This window comes from Akkermansia muciniphila, from assembly GCF_900184965.1.
Classification (GTDB): Bacteria; Verrucomicrobiota; Verrucomicrobiia; order Verrucomicrobiales; family Akkermansiaceae; genus Akkermansia; species Akkermansia muciniphila_A.
In genome coordinates, this window is record NZ_FXYA01000185.1 from 121823 (window position 1) to 137378 (window position 15556).

13 protein-coding genes are annotated in these 15556 nt (G+C 57.4%); 6 read left to right on the forward strand and 7 right to left on the reverse strand.

What is annotated here, in order from left to right; all coding sequences use genetic code 11:
- Positions 1-54: 54 nt before the first annotated feature.
- The 6 genes from CI070_RS06100 (at position 55) to CI070_RS06125 (ending at position 8357) form a co-directional block, all read left to right on the forward strand.
- On the forward strand, positions 55-615 hold the full coding sequence (locus tag CI070_RS06100) for a hypothetical protein (protein WP_143245749.1): 561 nt from the start codon (positions 55-57) through the stop codon (positions 613-615).
- An 80-nt stretch (positions 616-695) separates the two neighbouring features.
- On the forward strand, positions 696-1583 hold the full coding sequence (locus CI070_RS06105) for a prephenate dehydrogenase (protein WP_179218589.1): 888 nt from the start codon (positions 696-698) through the stop codon (positions 1581-1583).
- A gap of 134 nt (positions 1584-1717) precedes the next feature.
- Positions 1718-3925, forward strand: a complete 2208-nt coding sequence (locus tag CI070_RS06110) for a TonB-dependent receptor (RefSeq protein WP_179219359.1) — start codon at positions 1718-1720, stop codon at positions 3923-3925.
- Between the two features lie 15 nt (positions 3926-3940).
- Positions 3941-4687, forward strand: a complete 747-nt coding sequence (locus tag CI070_RS06115) for an ABC transporter ATP-binding protein (RefSeq protein WP_094137473.1) — start codon at positions 3941-3943, stop codon at positions 4685-4687.
- Positions 4684-7509, forward strand: a complete 2826-nt coding sequence (locus CI070_RS06120) for an ABC transporter permease (protein WP_094137474.1) — start codon at positions 4684-4686, stop codon at positions 7507-7509. Before CI070_RS06115 ends, CI070_RS06120 begins: the two co-directional genes overlap by 4 nt.
- A 212-nt stretch (positions 7510-7721) precedes the next feature.
- The gene (locus CI070_RS06125) at positions 7722-8357 is read left to right on the forward strand and encodes a CatA-like O-acetyltransferase (RefSeq protein ID WP_094137475.1); all 636 of its coding nucleotides are present in this window, start codon (positions 7722-7724) and stop codon (positions 8355-8357) included.
- Positions 8358-8406: 49 nt separating this feature from the next.
- On the opposite strand, the gene CI070_RS06130 is transcribed toward CI070_RS06125, so the two are convergent.
- The 7 genes from CI070_RS06130 to xseB all read right to left on the reverse strand — a co-directional run bounded on the left by CI070_RS06130 (position 8407) and on the right by xseB (position 15550).
- On the reverse strand, positions 8407-9375 hold the full coding sequence (locus CI070_RS06130; RefSeq protein WP_094137476.1) for an ABC transporter ATP-binding protein: 969 nt from the start codon (positions 9373-9375) through the stop codon (positions 8407-8409).
- Between the two features lie 18 nt (positions 9376-9393).
- On the reverse strand, positions 9394-10788 hold the full coding sequence (der, locus tag CI070_RS06135; protein ID WP_094137477.1) for a ribosome biogenesis GTPase Der: 1395 nt from the start codon (positions 10786-10788) through the stop codon (positions 9394-9396).
- Between the two features lie 74 nt (positions 10789-10862).
- Entirely contained in the window at positions 10863-11954 is a 1092-nt protein-coding gene (locus tag CI070_RS06140; protein WP_094137478.1) for an LptF/LptG family permease, read from the reverse strand.
- Positions 11955-12105: 151 nt separating this feature from the next.
- The gene (gene recO, locus CI070_RS06145; RefSeq protein WP_094137479.1) at positions 12106-12642 is read right to left on the reverse strand and encodes a DNA repair protein RecO; all 537 of its coding nucleotides are present in this window, start codon (positions 12640-12642) and stop codon (positions 12106-12108) included.
- On the reverse strand, positions 12642-13415 hold the full coding sequence (locus CI070_RS06150) for a tetratricopeptide repeat protein (protein ID WP_094137480.1): 774 nt from the start codon (positions 13413-13415) through the stop codon (positions 12642-12644). Before CI070_RS06150 ends, recO begins: the two co-directional genes overlap by 1 nt.
- Positions 13416-13422: 7 nt before the next feature.
- Positions 13423-15309: a 1-deoxy-D-xylulose-5-phosphate synthase gene (gene dxs, locus CI070_RS06155; RefSeq protein WP_094137481.1), complete on the reverse strand. Its 1887-nt coding sequence runs from the start codon at positions 15307-15309 to the stop codon at positions 13423-13425.
- Positions 15290-15550, reverse strand: a complete 261-nt coding sequence (gene xseB, locus CI070_RS06160; RefSeq protein WP_012419371.1) for an exodeoxyribonuclease VII small subunit — start codon at positions 15548-15550, stop codon at positions 15290-15292. Before xseB ends, dxs begins: the two co-directional genes overlap by 20 nt.
- Between the last annotated feature and the right edge of the window lie 6 nt (positions 15551-15556).

A 15556-nucleotide genomic window follows, 5' to 3' on the forward strand; every position in this document is an offset into this window, starting at 1 on the left:
AGGTTGCGGGGCCGTAGGATGCTGGCAGAAAGCTATCACCCGAAGAGAGATTATATGAATACTTCCCCGACGATAGGCGTGTTGCTGGCCGCAGGTGCGATTCTTCTGCCTTCCTGTGAAACGGAGCGCGTGAATGAACGTCCCATCGGCATTTATCCTACGGAAAATGTCTATCCGTCCGGCGCTATGGGCGCCCAAGGCGATAGCCTGCTGAATGATATCCAGCGTGAAAATTCTCTGGACCCGATGGCCGGGCAGAATTCCGGTTTTAACCCGGACCCCGCCCGCACTAATTCCGGGACCATCAGCAATATGGTGGGAGGGGCCAACAATATCACGCCTCCGGCTCCCGTTGTGCCCAAGCCCGTCGTTCCGAATCCCGTGGGTGGCTCCGCCGGTTCCGGCATTGCCGCCCCCAGGCCTGTGGAACCTTCCGCTTCTTCTTCCGTACCGGTGGCGTGGCCTACGGCGGATCCCACGGTGGTGGTCAGCCCGTATGACCGCACCAAGAAGATCAAGATTTTGAACAGGAGCACCAATAAGCCGTATCCCTCCGGGACGGTGTTGCGGGACACCAACTTCCCCAACGAGATTAAGAAGTTCCGCGTGCCCTGATGCGGCCGCCGCAGCGAGATCATGCCGCGCCCCTGAACATGCCGATGTTCCGGGGCGCTGATGTATTCCCCTGTAAATCCATGAGAGAATATTCCCGAAAGCAGTTTTTCTTCTCCTCCGTCGCCATTCTCGGCCCCGGCCTTCTGGGCGGGTCACTGGCGCTGGCCGTCAGGAAGCAGTTGCCGCATGTTCATGTGCGTTTGTGGGGCAGAAGGGAAGAACCATTGGAATATGCCCGTTCTTCCGGAGCCGCCCATGCTGCTTCCACCCGGATGGAAGAGGTGGTGGAGGGGGCGGATTTGGTTGTGCTGGCTACCCCGGTTGGCGTGATGCCCCGCCTTGTTTCCGACATGCTTCCTTTATTGAAGCCGGGAGTTCTGGTAACGGATGTGGGTTCCGTGAAGGGGTGTGTGCACCAGGCCGTTGGGTCCGTGCTGGCGAAAGCCGGCGTGGCGTTTATCGGCTCCCATCCTATGGCCGGTTCCGAAAAGCAGGGTATGAAGCATGCTTCCGGAGAGCTCTTCCGGGATGCTACCTGCATCCTGACGAATGACGAGCATGTGCATGAAGATGTGTTGCTGTTGCTCCAGCGGTTCTGGGAGCGTGTGGGCTGCCACTGCATCCGGATGAAAGCGGCGGATCATGATTCTTCCGTAGCGCGCATTTCCCACATACCTCATGCTTTGTCCGCCTTGTGCGTCCACAGCGCCCTGGATGGAGGGGATGCGAAGCTGCTGGGGCTGGTATCTGCCGGAGGTTTCCGCGACACCACCCGCGTTTCCATGGGGGAACCGTCCATGTGGGCGGAAATTCTGGCGGAAAATTCCCCTGCCGTTCTGGAGCGTCTGGATGAAGCCCTGGCCCAGCTGGGGCAAGTGAGGAATTGGCTGGCCGCAGGGGATAAGGAAGCATTGCGGGAATGGCTGAAGGCCGCGGCGGAGAGCCGGGCGCAGGCGTTGGGCTTGTGAAAGGGCATGGCCGTTCCGCCGCCAGATACGCTTTTGCCTGAAGGAAAAGGAACGTTCTGTTATCAAATTGTTAACAATCGGGAATGGACGGCCCTTTGTTCCGTCCTATACTTGACGCCATGCGTTTTTCCAACATGAATATCCCCCGCCATCGCCGCCAGGGGCGCGGTTTGCACCGTGCCGCCGCCATTGGCAGCCTGCTTGTTCTCGGACAGTCTGCCTATGCCGAGACACAGCCTGCCGCAGCAGAGGAAGGCGTGCAGGAAATGCCGGAACGCGTGATGACCATCCGTTCCAGGTCCCTGCGGGCGGAAACGGTCAGTTCCGCCACTCTTACGAACATGAAGACGGAGGAAGTTCCGCAAACGGTAAACGTCATTACGAGGGATCTGATGGATTCCAAAGGGTCCGATTCCCTGGTGGAAGCGCTGCGTATGGATTCCTCCGTCAATACGGGTGGGGACATGCTTTTGTCCCGTACGGCGGACCAGTACACCATTCGCGGCTTTGCCGGCAGTGATGTTCAGCTCGGCAACATGCCTCTTCCGCGAGGCATGGGGTATGGCATGGATACGTCCCTGATAGAAAATATTGAGATTGTCAAAGGCCCCATCGGTTCCATTTCCGGCGGTCAGACCAGTACGCTCGGGGCATACGGCGCCGGCGGTTCCATCAATCTGATCCTGAAGGGGCCTGATTTTCTGGAACGGACGGAGTTGACGGCTTACGCCCGCCTTTCCCATCACGGGCAGAAATACCGCGCAACGATTGACGATACCCGGTACAGGGGGGATGAAACGAATGGATTTGCCCTGCGTACGGTGGTAGCCGCCGAGTATGAACGCCCGTTCTGGCTGAGCAACGGAGCCAACGGAGGCCAGAAGTACACGGTGTCCCCCATTTTCCGCTGGCAGCATGATTCCCGCACCAAGACGGTGCTGACGACCAGTTTCCAGTATCAAAATTCTCCGACGACTATGGGCATCCCTGTGTTGGGCGGCCATTTTGTGGGGCCGTATGACGCTTGGTACGGTTCTCCGAGCGGAAGGCTTAATTCCAAATCCCTGCTGGCGATGCTGGATTTCGAACGCAAGCTGGAAAAGATATGGACGATCCGCATTGGCGGCGGTATTGGGTACAGCGATGTGGACTATAATGTCTGGGGCATTTCCTCTTCCGCTGGGAGAGGAACCAGCACGGCGGATTATTACAACCAGATGATTGCTTCCGGAAAGGCTAAATATGAAGCCGCCTGGAGCGACGAGTGGAATATCAACTGGAATTTTTATTCCAATGCACTGGCGGAATTTAAGACCGGGCAGGTGAAGCATGAAGCCCTGATGGGCGTTTCTTACACGGGGAGCAGCACTTATGGAGACGGTTCCAGCCTGGTGACAAATGCCACCGCAAACACGAACGGCTATTTTCCCCTGTACAATCCTCCTCCTTTTTTCCCTGCAGGGCGCGATTATTCCGGCGCCAATGCGACGGATACTGTGGTGCAGAGGGCGGGTTTTCTGCTGCAGGATGTCCTCAGTTATGGACAGTGGCGTTTTCTGGCCGGCGTTCGCGGTGACGCGCATTTCAGCCTGGACAATAATTATGCGTTTGCGTGGAGCCCCCGCTTCGGAATTACCCGCATGTTCGGCGAACGCGTAGCGTTGTTCGCCAACGCAGCCCGTACCTCCGCCCCCAACTTCGGGTATCTGGATGAAAACGGAAAGGAATTGACCGATTCCTGGCGTACGGACCAGATGGAATTCGGTTTCCGGGTCAGCCCGGTTGATAAGGTGTGGTTTTCCGCTTCCTGGTTTGACATCATCCAGAATAATACGCCTGTCGCCATAGACGGATATACCAACCGGTACTATTCGGACGGCTCCAAGAGGGCGGAAGGCGTGGAACTTTCCCTGAACGGGGAAATAACCAAGAATTGGAGTTCCTATCTTTCCTACACCTACACCCGTACCAAGAACCGGACCACCGGGGAACTGTATCCCACGATTGCTCCAAATGCTCTGGCCCTCTGGCAGAAGTACCGCATTGACGGAGGATTGCTGAACGGGACGGTGCTGGGACTGGGCTACCGCTGCAAGGATTCCTACTACGCTACGTTCCGAGGCGCAAAAATTGCGGACAACTACACCATCCCCTCCTATAGCGTATTCGACTTTACGGTGGAAATCCCTCTGCCGGAATCCAAATGGCTGAAAGATGCCACGCTGAGGCTGGCTGTGTATAATATCTTCGATAAAAAGTACGTGCAGTCCACCCGCCATGCCGTGCAGTGCACGGTGGGAGAGCCGCGCACGTTTGAAGTAGGCCTGAAGACCACGTTTTAACCTTGCGTTTTCGCCATGAGTTCCCCCGTCATTTCCGTCAGCCATCTCAAGCGCGGTTTCAAATCCGGTTCCGGGAATATAACTGTGCTGAAAGATATCAGCCTTACCGTGAACCGGGGAGAGTTCGTTGCCGTGATGGGCGCAAGCGGCTCCGGAAAAAGTACTCTGCTGAACGTGTTGGGAGGGCTGCTGGCTCCGGATTCCGGCACGGTGACGGTGGATGGGATGGATCTCGGTTCCATGTCGGATGCTTCCCTGACGGTGTACCGGCGGGACCGTGTAGGGTTCATTTTCCAGATGTTTAACCTGGTGGGCACCTTGAACGTGGAGGAAAACATTCTGTTGCCGTCCCTGGCGGGAGGCAGGAAGGTGGTTCCCGCCGCCCTAGACGCCATGATTGAGAAGGTTGGGCTGTCTCACCGTCGGCATGCCATGCCGGATACGCTCAGCGGCGGGGAGCAGCAGCGCGTAGCGATTGCCCGTGCGTTGGTCTCCGGTCCCGCTCTGGTGCTGGCGGATGAGCCTACGGGCAACCTGGATTCTGAAAATACCCGTCTTATGGGTGATTTGTTCCGGGATTTGCATCGTGCGCAAGGTTGTGCTTTTGTCCTGGTGACGCATGCGCCGGACGTAGCCATGTGGGCGGATCGTGTAATTGTGCTCAAGGACGGCAGCATTGTGGACGACAGGTCCACAGCGGAATTTGCCAGTCCTGCGGAATTGTCCTCCTTCTATGAACGTACGCTGAATGATGCCTTATGAGGTTGCTGGTCAAACTGATTTGGAGAGATTTGCTTGCCAGCCCCGGCCGGATGGCTGTCAGCGTGTTCGCCATCCTTGTCTCCGTCAGCCTCATTGTATGGATGATGGGGAGCTATGATACGCTGGTCAGGGAGTTTAATAATGATGCGGAGGCCTATATGGGGAATTATGACCTCTGCCTGGTGCCGGAGCCTCCCAAAGGGCCCCTTCCTCCCGGACAGTACCCGCAGTTCCGTGACCCGGAGCTGCCCGCCCGTCTGGCCGCCTCTCCCCTTGTGGAAACGGTGAACGCCGCGTGCCAGATGCCGCGCCTCCAAATCGGCTGCGGAAATGAGCGGGGCAGCTTTGACGAGCAGACGCGCGACCGCATGGGAATTCCTCCCCAGAGCCCCATCCTGGTGGGAAACCATGCTGTGGAGTGTCCTTATGAATTGAAAGAGGGAGTTTGGCCGGATATGGCTTCCTCCTCAGCCATGGAGGGGGTGCTGGGCAGCGGAAGCGCCAAATATTTCAGCGCGGGAGTGGGGACTGTTATGAACGTACGCGTGGGAACGCATGTGTACGACGTCAAGATTGTGGGCATCGTCAAGCAGGCCAAGGCCACCCCCGGCGTCATTATGGGGCCGGGTGGCATGTCCGGCCCGGCTTTTTCCTCCCTTTTTGTGCCCGTGAAGGTATGCGAGAAAATTACGGGACAGCCTTTTGCCCCTAATTTGATTTACGTTCAGCTCAAGGAAGGAGTGGACAAAAAGGAATTTGCGGAAAGTTTCCGGCAGGAGCTGGTCCAGGCCGCCGCTGCGGTGGCGGATACGGATTCCATCATCCGGCGGCTTTCCAGCGACCGGTCCGTCCGTTCACAGAAGGATAGCGCGGAAATGTCCGTCTGGCTTGTCCTGTTCTCCTGCATTTTCATCATTTTTACGACGTTGAGCATCGGCGTCAGCGAACGTGCCCGCAGGCTGGCCCTGATGCGTGCTCTGGGGCTGGGGCGCATCCAAATTGCTCTGCTGGTTGCAGGAGAGGGGATTTTTCTGTGCATTCCGGCATTGCTGGGAGGGCTGGCCGCCGGTTTTTTCCTGATGTACCTGCTGGAGGAAGGCTCTGCTTCTGTCCCCGTGATGACCTGGTCCACCGTATTAACCGCCGCCGTATGCGCTGTGGGCGGGGCCTTGCTGGCTTCCATCATTCCTGCGTGGCGCGCTTCCCGCCAGTCTCCGCTGGAAGCGGCCGTTCCTTCCTCCGGATTCATCGGGAAGGTGAGCCGTGTTCCTGTGTGGTCTGTCGCGGCGGGCCTCGCATGCGTATGTCTTCAGCCTGCGGCCCTGCTGCTGCCGGGTCTGGAGGCAGAAACGCGCAAATGGATATTTTTCTGGCTGGGTTACCCGGGCCTGGTAGCCGGTGCGCTGTTTCTGGCTCCCTCCTTCGTGCGCGTGACGGAGTGGGCCGGGGCATGGATTACCGGATTTCTGCTGCGCGTTCCGCATTCTTTCCTGAACATGCAGCTCAGCCGCAACCTCAGCCGTTCCGTGGGGACTGCCGTATCCATGTCTGTGGGCCTGTCTCTTTTTGTGGGGGTGCAGACATGGGGCTATTCCATGCTGGTTCCCTTTTCTCCTGATACGTCGACGCCCGGAACCCTGGTTTCTTTCCTGCATACGGAGTTCAAATCCGCGGACGTTCCGGAGCTGATGGCGCGCCCCAGCCTGCGGAATTCCCGAATGTATCCCATCTACGTGGATGAACCGGATATTGCTCCGGCACAGATGAAGAGCCCCGGTTTTTCCGGGATGCGCAACCGTTCCATCGTGTTGGCCGGCATTCCCGTGGAGGAGATGACCGGGGGGAGCCATCCGCTGTTCAACCCCGTGTTTGTTTCCGGAAAGCCGCAGGAGGCTTATGCCATGCTGGAATCCACCCGTTCTCTCCTGATTCCGGACACATTCGCGCGGGCGGTGGGGTTGAAGGTCGGGGATGACTTGATGCTGGTTAATCCGTCTTCCCGGGAACGCCGTCCCGGAAATGAGTCTCCTTCCGGTATTCGCGGCCGGGGCAGGGGGGCCGCCGTGCGGGGAGAACCCTGGAAAGTGGCGGGAGTAGTTTCCTTCCCCGGCTGGCACTGGTTGACCAAAACCAGCGGAATGCGCGTCCGCCGGGGAGGCTTTGTCGCTGCTTTGGCGATTGCCGATGAACGCTGGCTCAAAGAAGAATACGCTCATCAGGGATTCCAGTTCATCTGGGGGGATACCGCTCCGGGGATTAGCAACGTGGAACTTCAGAACGACCTGGGGGAATATGCCCTGATGAAGGTGAGGCAGCAGGAGAACGGAGGGGAAGGAGCCAGGCCCCTGGTGAAAGCCCTGACCAGGGAAAGCCTGGGGGGGAGCGTTACCAGCCGCGGGGATGATGTGATTTTTACAATGAGCAAGCTTCCTATCATCATCATGGTGATCGCCGTTCTGGCCGTGCTCAATACCGTGCTGGCTTCCGTTCAGTCCCGCCGCCGGGAATTCGGATTGATGCGTGCGGTGGGCGTGCCGGGCGGCATGGTGATGCGGATGCTCTGGGCGGAGACGCTGATGGTTTCCCTGTGCGCCGTTGTCATGAGTCTTGCGCTGGGGGTGCTTGGCGCCTGGTGCTCCATTCAGATTCTGGAATACGGTTACCACTTCGGCATCGTTACTCCTCCTGTTACGATGCCCTGGGCGCATCTGGCCTGTGCTGTGCTTCTGGTGTTTGTCCTCTCCTCCCTGGCGTGTCTTCTGCCTGCGTGGCGCATGAAGCATGCGTCCGTGACGGATTTGCTTTCCGTTCGCGAGGGGTAGAAGCATTCAGGATGTTCTTTATTGCAACATAGTTGATGATTGGATAAATAAAGGCATTAATCAATGCGTTGGCGCTGGGAACAGCCGGGCTGGAATTTCCGGGAGAGGCGGGGAATATTGTTGCTTTGACTGCTTCTGTCCTGTTTTTTGCTGCCGGAGCAACAACGCGAAAACGTGTACGGGGAAGCTTTCCCTGAATAGAAAATAAGCGCATGAAAAAGAAAATAGAAATCGCTTCCTGGCCTCGAAGGTCCCATTATGAGTATTTCCGGACGTTTGACTGCCCTTCGTTTTCCATTACGTCTCCGGTCCGGGTGGATGCCCTGTACCGTTATGCGAAACAGGAGGGGATTTCCTTTTTCATTCTGTGCCTGTTTGTGCTGTTGAAGGCGTTGAACAGGGTACCCCAGCTGCGCCAGCGGGTGGAAGAAGGGGAGGTGTGGGAGTATGAGTCTGTGAATGCCCTGGTTCCGGTGCTGGCAGCGGATGGAGAATTCACCCAGATTTTAGTGGAATACCGGATGGAGTTGGCTGATTTCCTGGAACATGCCGTTCCTCTTGTCCAGGCGGCCAAACTTGCTCCCGCCCAGGCGAATCCGTGCCACAGGGCGGATATTGCCGTATTCAGCTGTCTGCCGTGGATTCCATTCACACAAGTGGCCAGCGCCTACAGGGTGTTTCGGGATCAATACTTTCCCCTCATTCATTGGGGGAAGATGGAGGCGGATGCTTCCGGCAGGATGATGATGCCCGTAGCCATTCAGGCGAACCATGTGCTGGTGGATGGAGTGCACGTGGGCCGTTTTTACGGCATTCTGGAAGAATTGTGCGGAAATCAATTCAGTTAAAAGGATTTTCCTGTGCGCAGCATTATCTGCGAGCAAACAGGAAAGGAAACTAAGCCAGACAGCCCGGACAGTTCTGGACTGAGTGCCCCGGGGATATTTCCACCAGCTCCGGTTCCCGGTCCGTGAGGCAGAGCGCCGGGTTTCCGAGGGTGTTTCTGGGGCGGAAGCTGCATCCGCAGGGCTCCTGAGTCATGTTGGGTGGCAGTCCGGGAATGGTATAGAGGGGTGCGCCTTTCGCATGCAGTCCGGGAATGGATTTCATCAGGGCTCTGGTGTAGGCATGCCGGGGATGTTCCAGAAGTTCTTCCGCCGGGGCGCTTTCCACAATGCGGCCTGCATACATGACGTTGATGCGGTCCGCGTATTGGCGCACCACGCCGAGGTCATGCGTGATGAGGATGACGGAGGTGCCCATGTCCTGCTGAAGTTTTCTGATGAGATCCAGCACCTGCTTCTGGACAGTGACGTCAAGGGCGGTGGTGGGTTCATCCGCGATGAGTATTTCCGGCCTGGTGATGAGGGCCATGGCAATCATGACGCGCTGGCGCATGCCGCCGGAGAATTGGTGGGGGTATGCGTCCATGCGCTGTTCCGCATCCGGTATGCCTGCCAGGGCAAGCTGTTCCAGCGCGCGTGCCCGCGCTTCTTTTTTGCCGGCCCCTTCGTGAATGATAAGGGGTTCCGCCACTTGCTCCCCGATGGTCAGGTACGGGTTGAGGGAGGTCATGGGGTCCTGGAAGATCATGGAAATGCGTTTGCCGCGGATGGCGCGGAGTTCCTTTTCCGTGCAACGGAGCAGATCCGTGCCGTCCAGCATGGCGGAACCGCTTTCAATGCGGCCCGGAGGCATCGGAATGAGCCCCATCATGGAGTAGCAGGTGACGGATTTTCCGGATCCGGATTCACCCACGATGCCAAGCGTTTCCCCCGGAGCTACATCAAAGGACACATTCCTTACCGCCCGGACAATGCCGGCCCTGGTGTGGAAGGAGGCGCTGAGGTTCCTGACGGAGAGCATGCGGAGAAGGAGGGATGATCAGTCGTTGCGCACGCGTGAACGGGCGGAGAAGATGACCGGAATGCCGGGAGCGGGGTAGGCTTCCCTTATTTTGTTGCGCAGGTACTGGGAATAGCTGCCCGTGAGCAGGCTTTTGTCATTGACGAAAAGAACATAGCGTGGGACGGGAATAGTATTGTACTTGGGGTCCACCGCTGTGGTGGCGTAATATATTTTCAGCCTTCTGGCGGAACCGCTGGCGGAGCCGGGAGGGTTCATCTGCTGGGCGAGCTGGATCAGGCGGTTGAGCTGGCCGGTAGTGGGCAGGTTATGGGATTCCCGGCGGATGCGCGTGATGACTTTGAAGATGATTTCCACGCCTTCCGCTTTTTTGGCGGAGGTGGCGATGAAAGGCGCGTAGCTGATGAAGAAGAGTTCCCTGCGCACCTGTTCCTCCACTTCCGCCATGCGGTCCTTGCGGGGGGCATTCGGATGGAAGAGGTCGAATTTGTTGACGATGATGATACAGGGTTTTCCTTCTTCCGCAATGATGCCGGCAATGCGGCGGTCCTGTTGCGTGATGCCCGCCGCGATGTCAATGACCAGCAGGCAGATATCCGCCCGGCGGATGGCTTTCTCACTGCGCATGGCGGAGAAGACTTCTACGGAGGTGTCCCGACGGGAGCGGGGACGCATGCCGGCGGTGTCAATCAGCACGTAGGGCTGGCCGTCGTGCAGGTAGGGGATGTCAATGGCGTCACGGGTGGTGCCCGCCACATTGGAGACGATCGTGCGCCTGTCCTGGAGGATGGCGTTGACCAGGGAGGATTTGCCAGCGTTGGGGCGTCCTACTACGGCTACCTTGATGGGAAGGGGCGTTTCCTCTCCGTTTTCCGGTTTTTCCTCCAGTTCTTCTTTAAGCGGAGCCCCTTTCTGCTTGAGAAAACCGTCCAGCCGGGAGGCTAATTCGGAGAAGCCTCTGCCGTGGGCGGCAGAGAGAAAGATATGGTCGTCAAAACCCAGTCCGGCAAATTCGCCCAGATTGAGATCCTGTTTTTCATGGTCGGCTTTGTTAAGAAGGAGGATGACGGGAATGTCCGATTTACGGAGGTGGTCCGCGATGCTCTGGTCGATAGGGGTGAGGTGATCCCGGCAGTCCAGCACGAAGAGGATGAGGTCCGCCGTTTTTATGGCAATGTCCGCCTCCGCCTCCACCTGTTCCGCAAAGCCGTCGCTCAGGCGCGCGCCGATACCGCCCGTGTCCATGATTTTACAGGCGCGGTCCGTAATCCTGCAGGGGGCGGAGAGCCGGTCGCGGGTGACGCCGGGTTCATCATGCACGATGGCGATGCGCCTGCCTGCCATTCTATTGAAGATGGCGGATTTCCCGACATTGGGCCTGCCTACGATGGCGATGGTGGGGACGTGCTGCATGCACACATGCTATCCGAAGCTCCCATGCTGTGAAAGCTAATTCCACGCCAGCGGGAGGGACTTCCGCCGGGGGCTTATCCCTTGTGCGTGGCCCGTTTGTGAAGGCGCAGCGCCACGGCAACCGTGATGATGTTGGGAAGCCAGAGCAGAATATAGGGGAGCATCGTGTCGTTTTTACGGGACAAGTCCGCAAAGATCAGGGCTAAAAAGTAGAGTGAGGCGATCAGGATGCCCAGGGCAAATCCCGTGGAGGTGTCTTTTCTGCGGGTATTGATGGCCAGCGGCACGCCGATGAGGGCAAAGACAATGCAGGCCAGGGAGAAGGAGGCGCGCCTGGGCAGTTCCGTGGCGAATTCCGTAGTCTGTCTTTTATCCAGATAGCCGGGCGTGTCCAGAGCTTCCCGGATTTCCCGGTTGGTGAAGCGGTTGGCCTTGATGCGTCGGGAGCGGGATTTGTCCAGATTGATGCTCAGAGGCATTTCGTCCATGGTCACGCTTTGGGAGATGGAGTCTTGTTCCTGAGTGGTGATGAGGGGATTGATGAGGTGCAGAGTGAGGATTTTTTTCTCGGGGGAGAAATCCATGGTTACGCGTTCCGAGTGCATGGCCACGGCAGGAGATTTTTCGTCCGCTTTCTGGTAAATGTGCATGCCGTGGATGACGTCGTCCACGCGTTTGTCGATGTAGATTTCCAGGTTGTCGAATTTGGTAATGGCCTGGCCTTCATTGAGAAGCCCTTTCGGGTTGATGGAAGCGGCTTTGATGAGCAGCTCGGAAATGGATTGCTTGGCACGCGGTGCGATGTCTATGTTAATCCAGTAGCAAAGGCCGGAAAGGGCAATGCCGATGGCGATGGCGGGGGCGCTCAGACGCCACAGACTCATGCCGGACATGCGCATGGAGGTGAGTTCGTTGTCCGAGGCCAGACGGCCGTACACCAGAAGAACGGCCGTCAGGAACCCCCACGGAATGGAGAACATCAGTGAAAAGGGGATGACCTGGAAGATGAATTCCAGAACGATGCTGATGGGGGCCTTATTTTCCACCAGGAGGGGGCGCAGTTCCTTGAACAGGTTGCCCAGAAGGAGCAGGGCGCTCAGGGCCATTACCCCCAGGGCCGTGACACCAAGCAGCTGGCGGGCAATGTATCTGTCAAGGATCTTCATGCAGTAAAACCGTGCCTGATATTGTGCCTGAAGGCTGCGGACAAGTCAATCTCGCGCACGGAACAATGCACATCCCGTCCCGGAGGAAGGGCTTGGTGAGCGAGGTGGGGAACTTCCTTTGCTGCAAATGAAAGCGGGATAGGCATGTTGCTCAGCTTTCTTTTTGTTCCAGGCTTCCGAGCAGTTTTTCCCGCTGCGGGGGAAGCTTGCCAAAGTGGGATTTCAGAATGACGTGCGCCGGGATGCCTGGGTGGGCTATTCCATGCAGCCGGGCGAGTTCCTGTTCGAAGTGCAGGACGGCGCGGAGCGTAGGGTCATTGTTTTCCAGATAGGTGTAGGCCCTCTGCAGCAAGTCGTAAAATTCCGGAATGGGCGTGTCCGGTTCCAGCATTTGGAGAAACAGGCGCGCGAAATAGCCCGCCGCACTGAGCCGGAGGTAGTTTTTCCGAAGGGCCAGGCGCGGCGAAAGCAGGTCTGCGGAGGTCAGGATGTGCAGATCCCCTTTTTTTGCCTGCGTCCACTGCATGCGGCACTGATAGAAAATGTCCAGACGCCCGGCAAAGGGACTGCTAGGCTTTCTGGCACTTTTTGCCGCCGTTCTGATAAGGCCTTCCTCCGTGCACCAGACGGCAATCAGGCCGTTTTCTCCCAGGGGGTAGAGCTTCAGGACCGTCGCTTCCGCGTTCATTAACGGCGTTTTTCCAGTCCGGTTTTTACCGGCTGTTCGGTGGGGACGGTCTGCCCGTAAGGGGAGGGAAGGATGCCGGCTTCCGTCATGGCGTCCGTAAAGGCCTGGATGGCGCTGGTGCCTCCGTGGATGCGGATGGCGGAAAGAAGCTGTTCCTGGGCAGCCTCCTTGTCCCCTTCCATCAGTTTGAGGATGGCCTGGGTGCAATAGTAGTATGGCGTATCATCCATCGGGCCGTACAGCTTTTCCAGTTCCGCGGCAAGCGGCTGGTTATCCAGTTTTCGGGCGCAGATATAACGCTTGAATTGCAGCAGGGGCGTCATGCCGGAATTGTCCTTGAAGGAGGGAAGGAGTTCCGTGAAAGCTTTCAATGCTTTGGAATAGTCGTGATTGACGTAATGCGCTTCCGCCAGGTTGAACCGGATGGTAAGGTTGAAGGGATCCAGTTGTTGGGCTCTTTCAAAATTTTCCAGGGCCTTTTCGATATTGCGGATTTCAATGTAGCAGGCGCCGCGGAGGTTGTATAAGCCCGGATTCCCGGTATAAAGTTTTTCCAGCTCCATGAGGGAAAAAAGACATTCCATGATCCTTTTTTTGGCAAAGAGCTGTTCCGCTTTGCGGAATTGGTCTATATAGCTTTTCCTGGTTGTTTCCGGTAGTTTATTGAATTCCTGAATCCAGGCAGGGGAAGGGGAGCCCGGAAAGGACTGTTGCGCGGAGGCGGGAAGAAAGGCGAGCGCAAGCACCGCCAGCAGGAAGGAGCGTGTCTTCATGAATCAATCAGGAGTTCAGGTGGGGAATGATTTTTTGTAGCGCGGCTTCCGCCGTGAGTCCATATTTTTTTCTGAGGATGGATTCCGAACCATGCTCAATGAATTGATCCGGCCATGCGATGGCTTCCACGGGCGTCTTGATGTCTCCGGTTTCCAGGGATTCAAGAACGGCGGAGTTGAAGCCGCCGCTGATGGAGTGGTCTTCGAAGGTGCAGACTACCCTGCTGCGTTCTGCGTGACGGCGGATGCATTCATCATCCAGAGGTTTGATGAAACGGGCATTGATCAGGGTGACGGTATAGCCGCGCGCTTCCAGCAGCGAGGCGGTTTCCCTGGCGATGCCGATCATGGTACCCAGAGAGACGAGGGTTACATCCTGTCCCGTCTGAAGTACTTCCGCCTTGCCGATGGGGAGGATTTCCCCCTTGGCGGGGACGGGTACTCCGGCGCCGCAGCCCCTGGGATATCGGATAACGGTGGGCCCGTTCTGGTAATGGTTCATGGTTCGGAGCATGTGGACGAATTCAGCTTCATCCTTGGGCTGCATGAAGACAATGTTCGGGATACTGCGAATCATGGCAATGTCAAACAGCCCGTGGTGTGTGGGTCCGTCGTCCGGGGACAGTCCGGCGCGGTCCATGCAAAAACGCACGGGCAGTTTTTGCAGCGCGGCGTCATGTTGAATCATGTCAATACAGCGCTGCATGAAAGTGGAGTAAATGGCGATGTAGGGTTTCATTCCCTCCGCCGCCAGCCCGCAGGCGAAGAGGGCGCCGTGCTCTTCCGCGATTCCTACGTCAAAATAACGTTTGGGGAAAGCTTCCTTGAATAAGTCCAGCTTGGTGCCGCTGGCCATGGCGGCCGTGATGGCTGTGATGGATTCATCCTCGCGCGCCATTTTCACCAGCGTGGAGCCGAAGATATGGGAGAATGTGGGGGTGGGGGCGGCCTGCGTTTCCCCGTCCCTCACGCAATAGGAGCCCAGGCCGTGGAATTTGGTGGGGTTGTCCAGGGCGGGCTGGTAGCCCTTGCCCTTCTGGGTGACCACATGCAGAATAACGGGTTCGTTGAGATCCTTGATGTAGGCGAGGGTACGTATCAGGGTGGGAATGTCATGTCCGTCCAGGGGGCCGAAATAGCGCAGCCCGAATTTGTTGAACAGGAGTGACGGGAAGATCAGGTTCTGGGTGGTGCCTTCCAGCTTGAAAGCAAAGTCCCTGGCCTGCGCGCCGCCCAGCTTTTCAATGAAGGAGGCCGTTTTATCCCTTAACCAGGAAAAGGTTTCCGAAGTTTGCAGGGAGTTGAAGTATTTTGCCAGCGCTCCTACGTTTTTGTCGATGGCCCATTCGTTGTCATTCAGAATGGTGATGTAGCGTTTGGTGGTCTGGCTGATATTGTTCAGCGCCTCCAGAGTGGTGCCGCAGGTGAATGCCGCATCTCCGGCTACGGCCACCACATGGTAGTCTTCTCCTTTCAGGTCCCTGGCCGCGCACATGCCCAGGGCGGCGGAAAGCGCCGTGCCCGCATGCCCCGCTCCGTAGGAGTCGTGAGGGGATTCGGACATTTTGGCGAATCCGGAAAGCCCCCCATGCTGGCGGATGGTATGGATCAGGGGAGCGCGCCCCGTCAGCATTTTATGGACATAGGCCTGGTGGGAGACGTCAAAGATGATTTTATCCCGCGGCGTTTCAAAGACGCGGTGAAGGGCAATGCTCAGTTCTACTACGCCCAGGTTGGGGCCCAGGTGGCCTCCGGTGAGGGAAAGGGAGTGAATGAGCGTATTCCGGATTTCTTCCGCGAGCCTGAGCAGTTCCGACTCAGGAATTTTCATCAGGTCTGCGTGGCTGCGGATGCTTGCCAGCAGTTCCGGAAGTTCAGGTGAGGGAGAATTCATTGCTGTCTGGTTCATCGGTATCCGTTTTATCCTGAACGGTTTCCGGGTTGCTGAGAGTTTGAATGCGCAGTTCCGCGTCATGAAGGATGCTGCGGCAGTGACGGATGAGCTTATTGCCTTCTTCCACCAGGGCTATCATGTCTTCCAGCTCGGTAACGGGGGCTTCCGTCAGACGTATGATCTCTTCCAGGCGTGCTACGGATTCTTCAAAGCCTGGAGCGTTTTTCCGTTGTTTGGCCATATGGGG

Coding starts and splice junctions, on each gene's coding strand:
- xseB (WP_012419371.1), bottom strand. CDS start 15,550: ATGGCCAAACAACGGAAAAACGCTCCAGGCTTTGAAGAATCCGTAGCA.
- CI070_RS06120 (WP_094137474.1), top strand. CDS start 4,684: ATGAGGTTGCTGGTCAAACTGATTTGGAGAGATTTGCTTGCCAGCCCC.
- CI070_RS06110 (WP_179219359.1), top strand. CDS start 1,718: ATGAATATCCCCCGCCATCGCCGCCAGGGGCGCGGTTTGCACCGTGCC.
- CI070_RS06150 (WP_094137480.1), bottom strand. CDS start 13,415: ATGAAGACACGCTCCTTCCTGCTGGCGGTGCTTGCGCTCGCCTTTCTT.
- CI070_RS06130 (WP_094137476.1), bottom strand. CDS start 9,375: ATGCTCTCCGTCAGGAACCTCAGCGCCTCCTTCCACACCAGGGCCGGC.
- dxs (WP_094137481.1), bottom strand. CDS start 15,309: ATGAATTCTCCCTCACCTGAACTTCCGGAACTGCTGGCAAGCATCCGC.
- CI070_RS06100 (WP_143245749.1), top strand. CDS start 55: ATGAATACTTCCCCGACGATAGGCGTGTTGCTGGCCGCAGGTGCGATT.
- der (WP_094137477.1), bottom strand. CDS start 10,788: ATGCAGCACGTCCCCACCATCGCCATCGTAGGCAGGCCCAATGTCGGG.
- CI070_RS06105 (WP_179218589.1), top strand. CDS start 696: ATGAGAGAATATTCCCGAAAGCAGTTTTTCTTCTCCTCCGTCGCCATT.
- CI070_RS06140 (WP_094137478.1), bottom strand. CDS start 11,954: ATGAAGATCCTTGACAGATACATTGCCCGCCAGCTGCTTGGTGTCACG.
- CI070_RS06115 (WP_094137473.1), top strand. CDS start 3,941: ATGAGTTCCCCCGTCATTTCCGTCAGCCATCTCAAGCGCGGTTTCAAA.
- CI070_RS06125 (WP_094137475.1), top strand. CDS start 7,722: ATGAAAAAGAAAATAGAAATCGCTTCCTGGCCTCGAAGGTCCCATTAT.
- recO (WP_094137479.1), bottom strand. CDS start 12,642: ATGAACGCGGAAGCGACGGTCCTGAAGCTCTACCCCCTGGGAGAAAAC.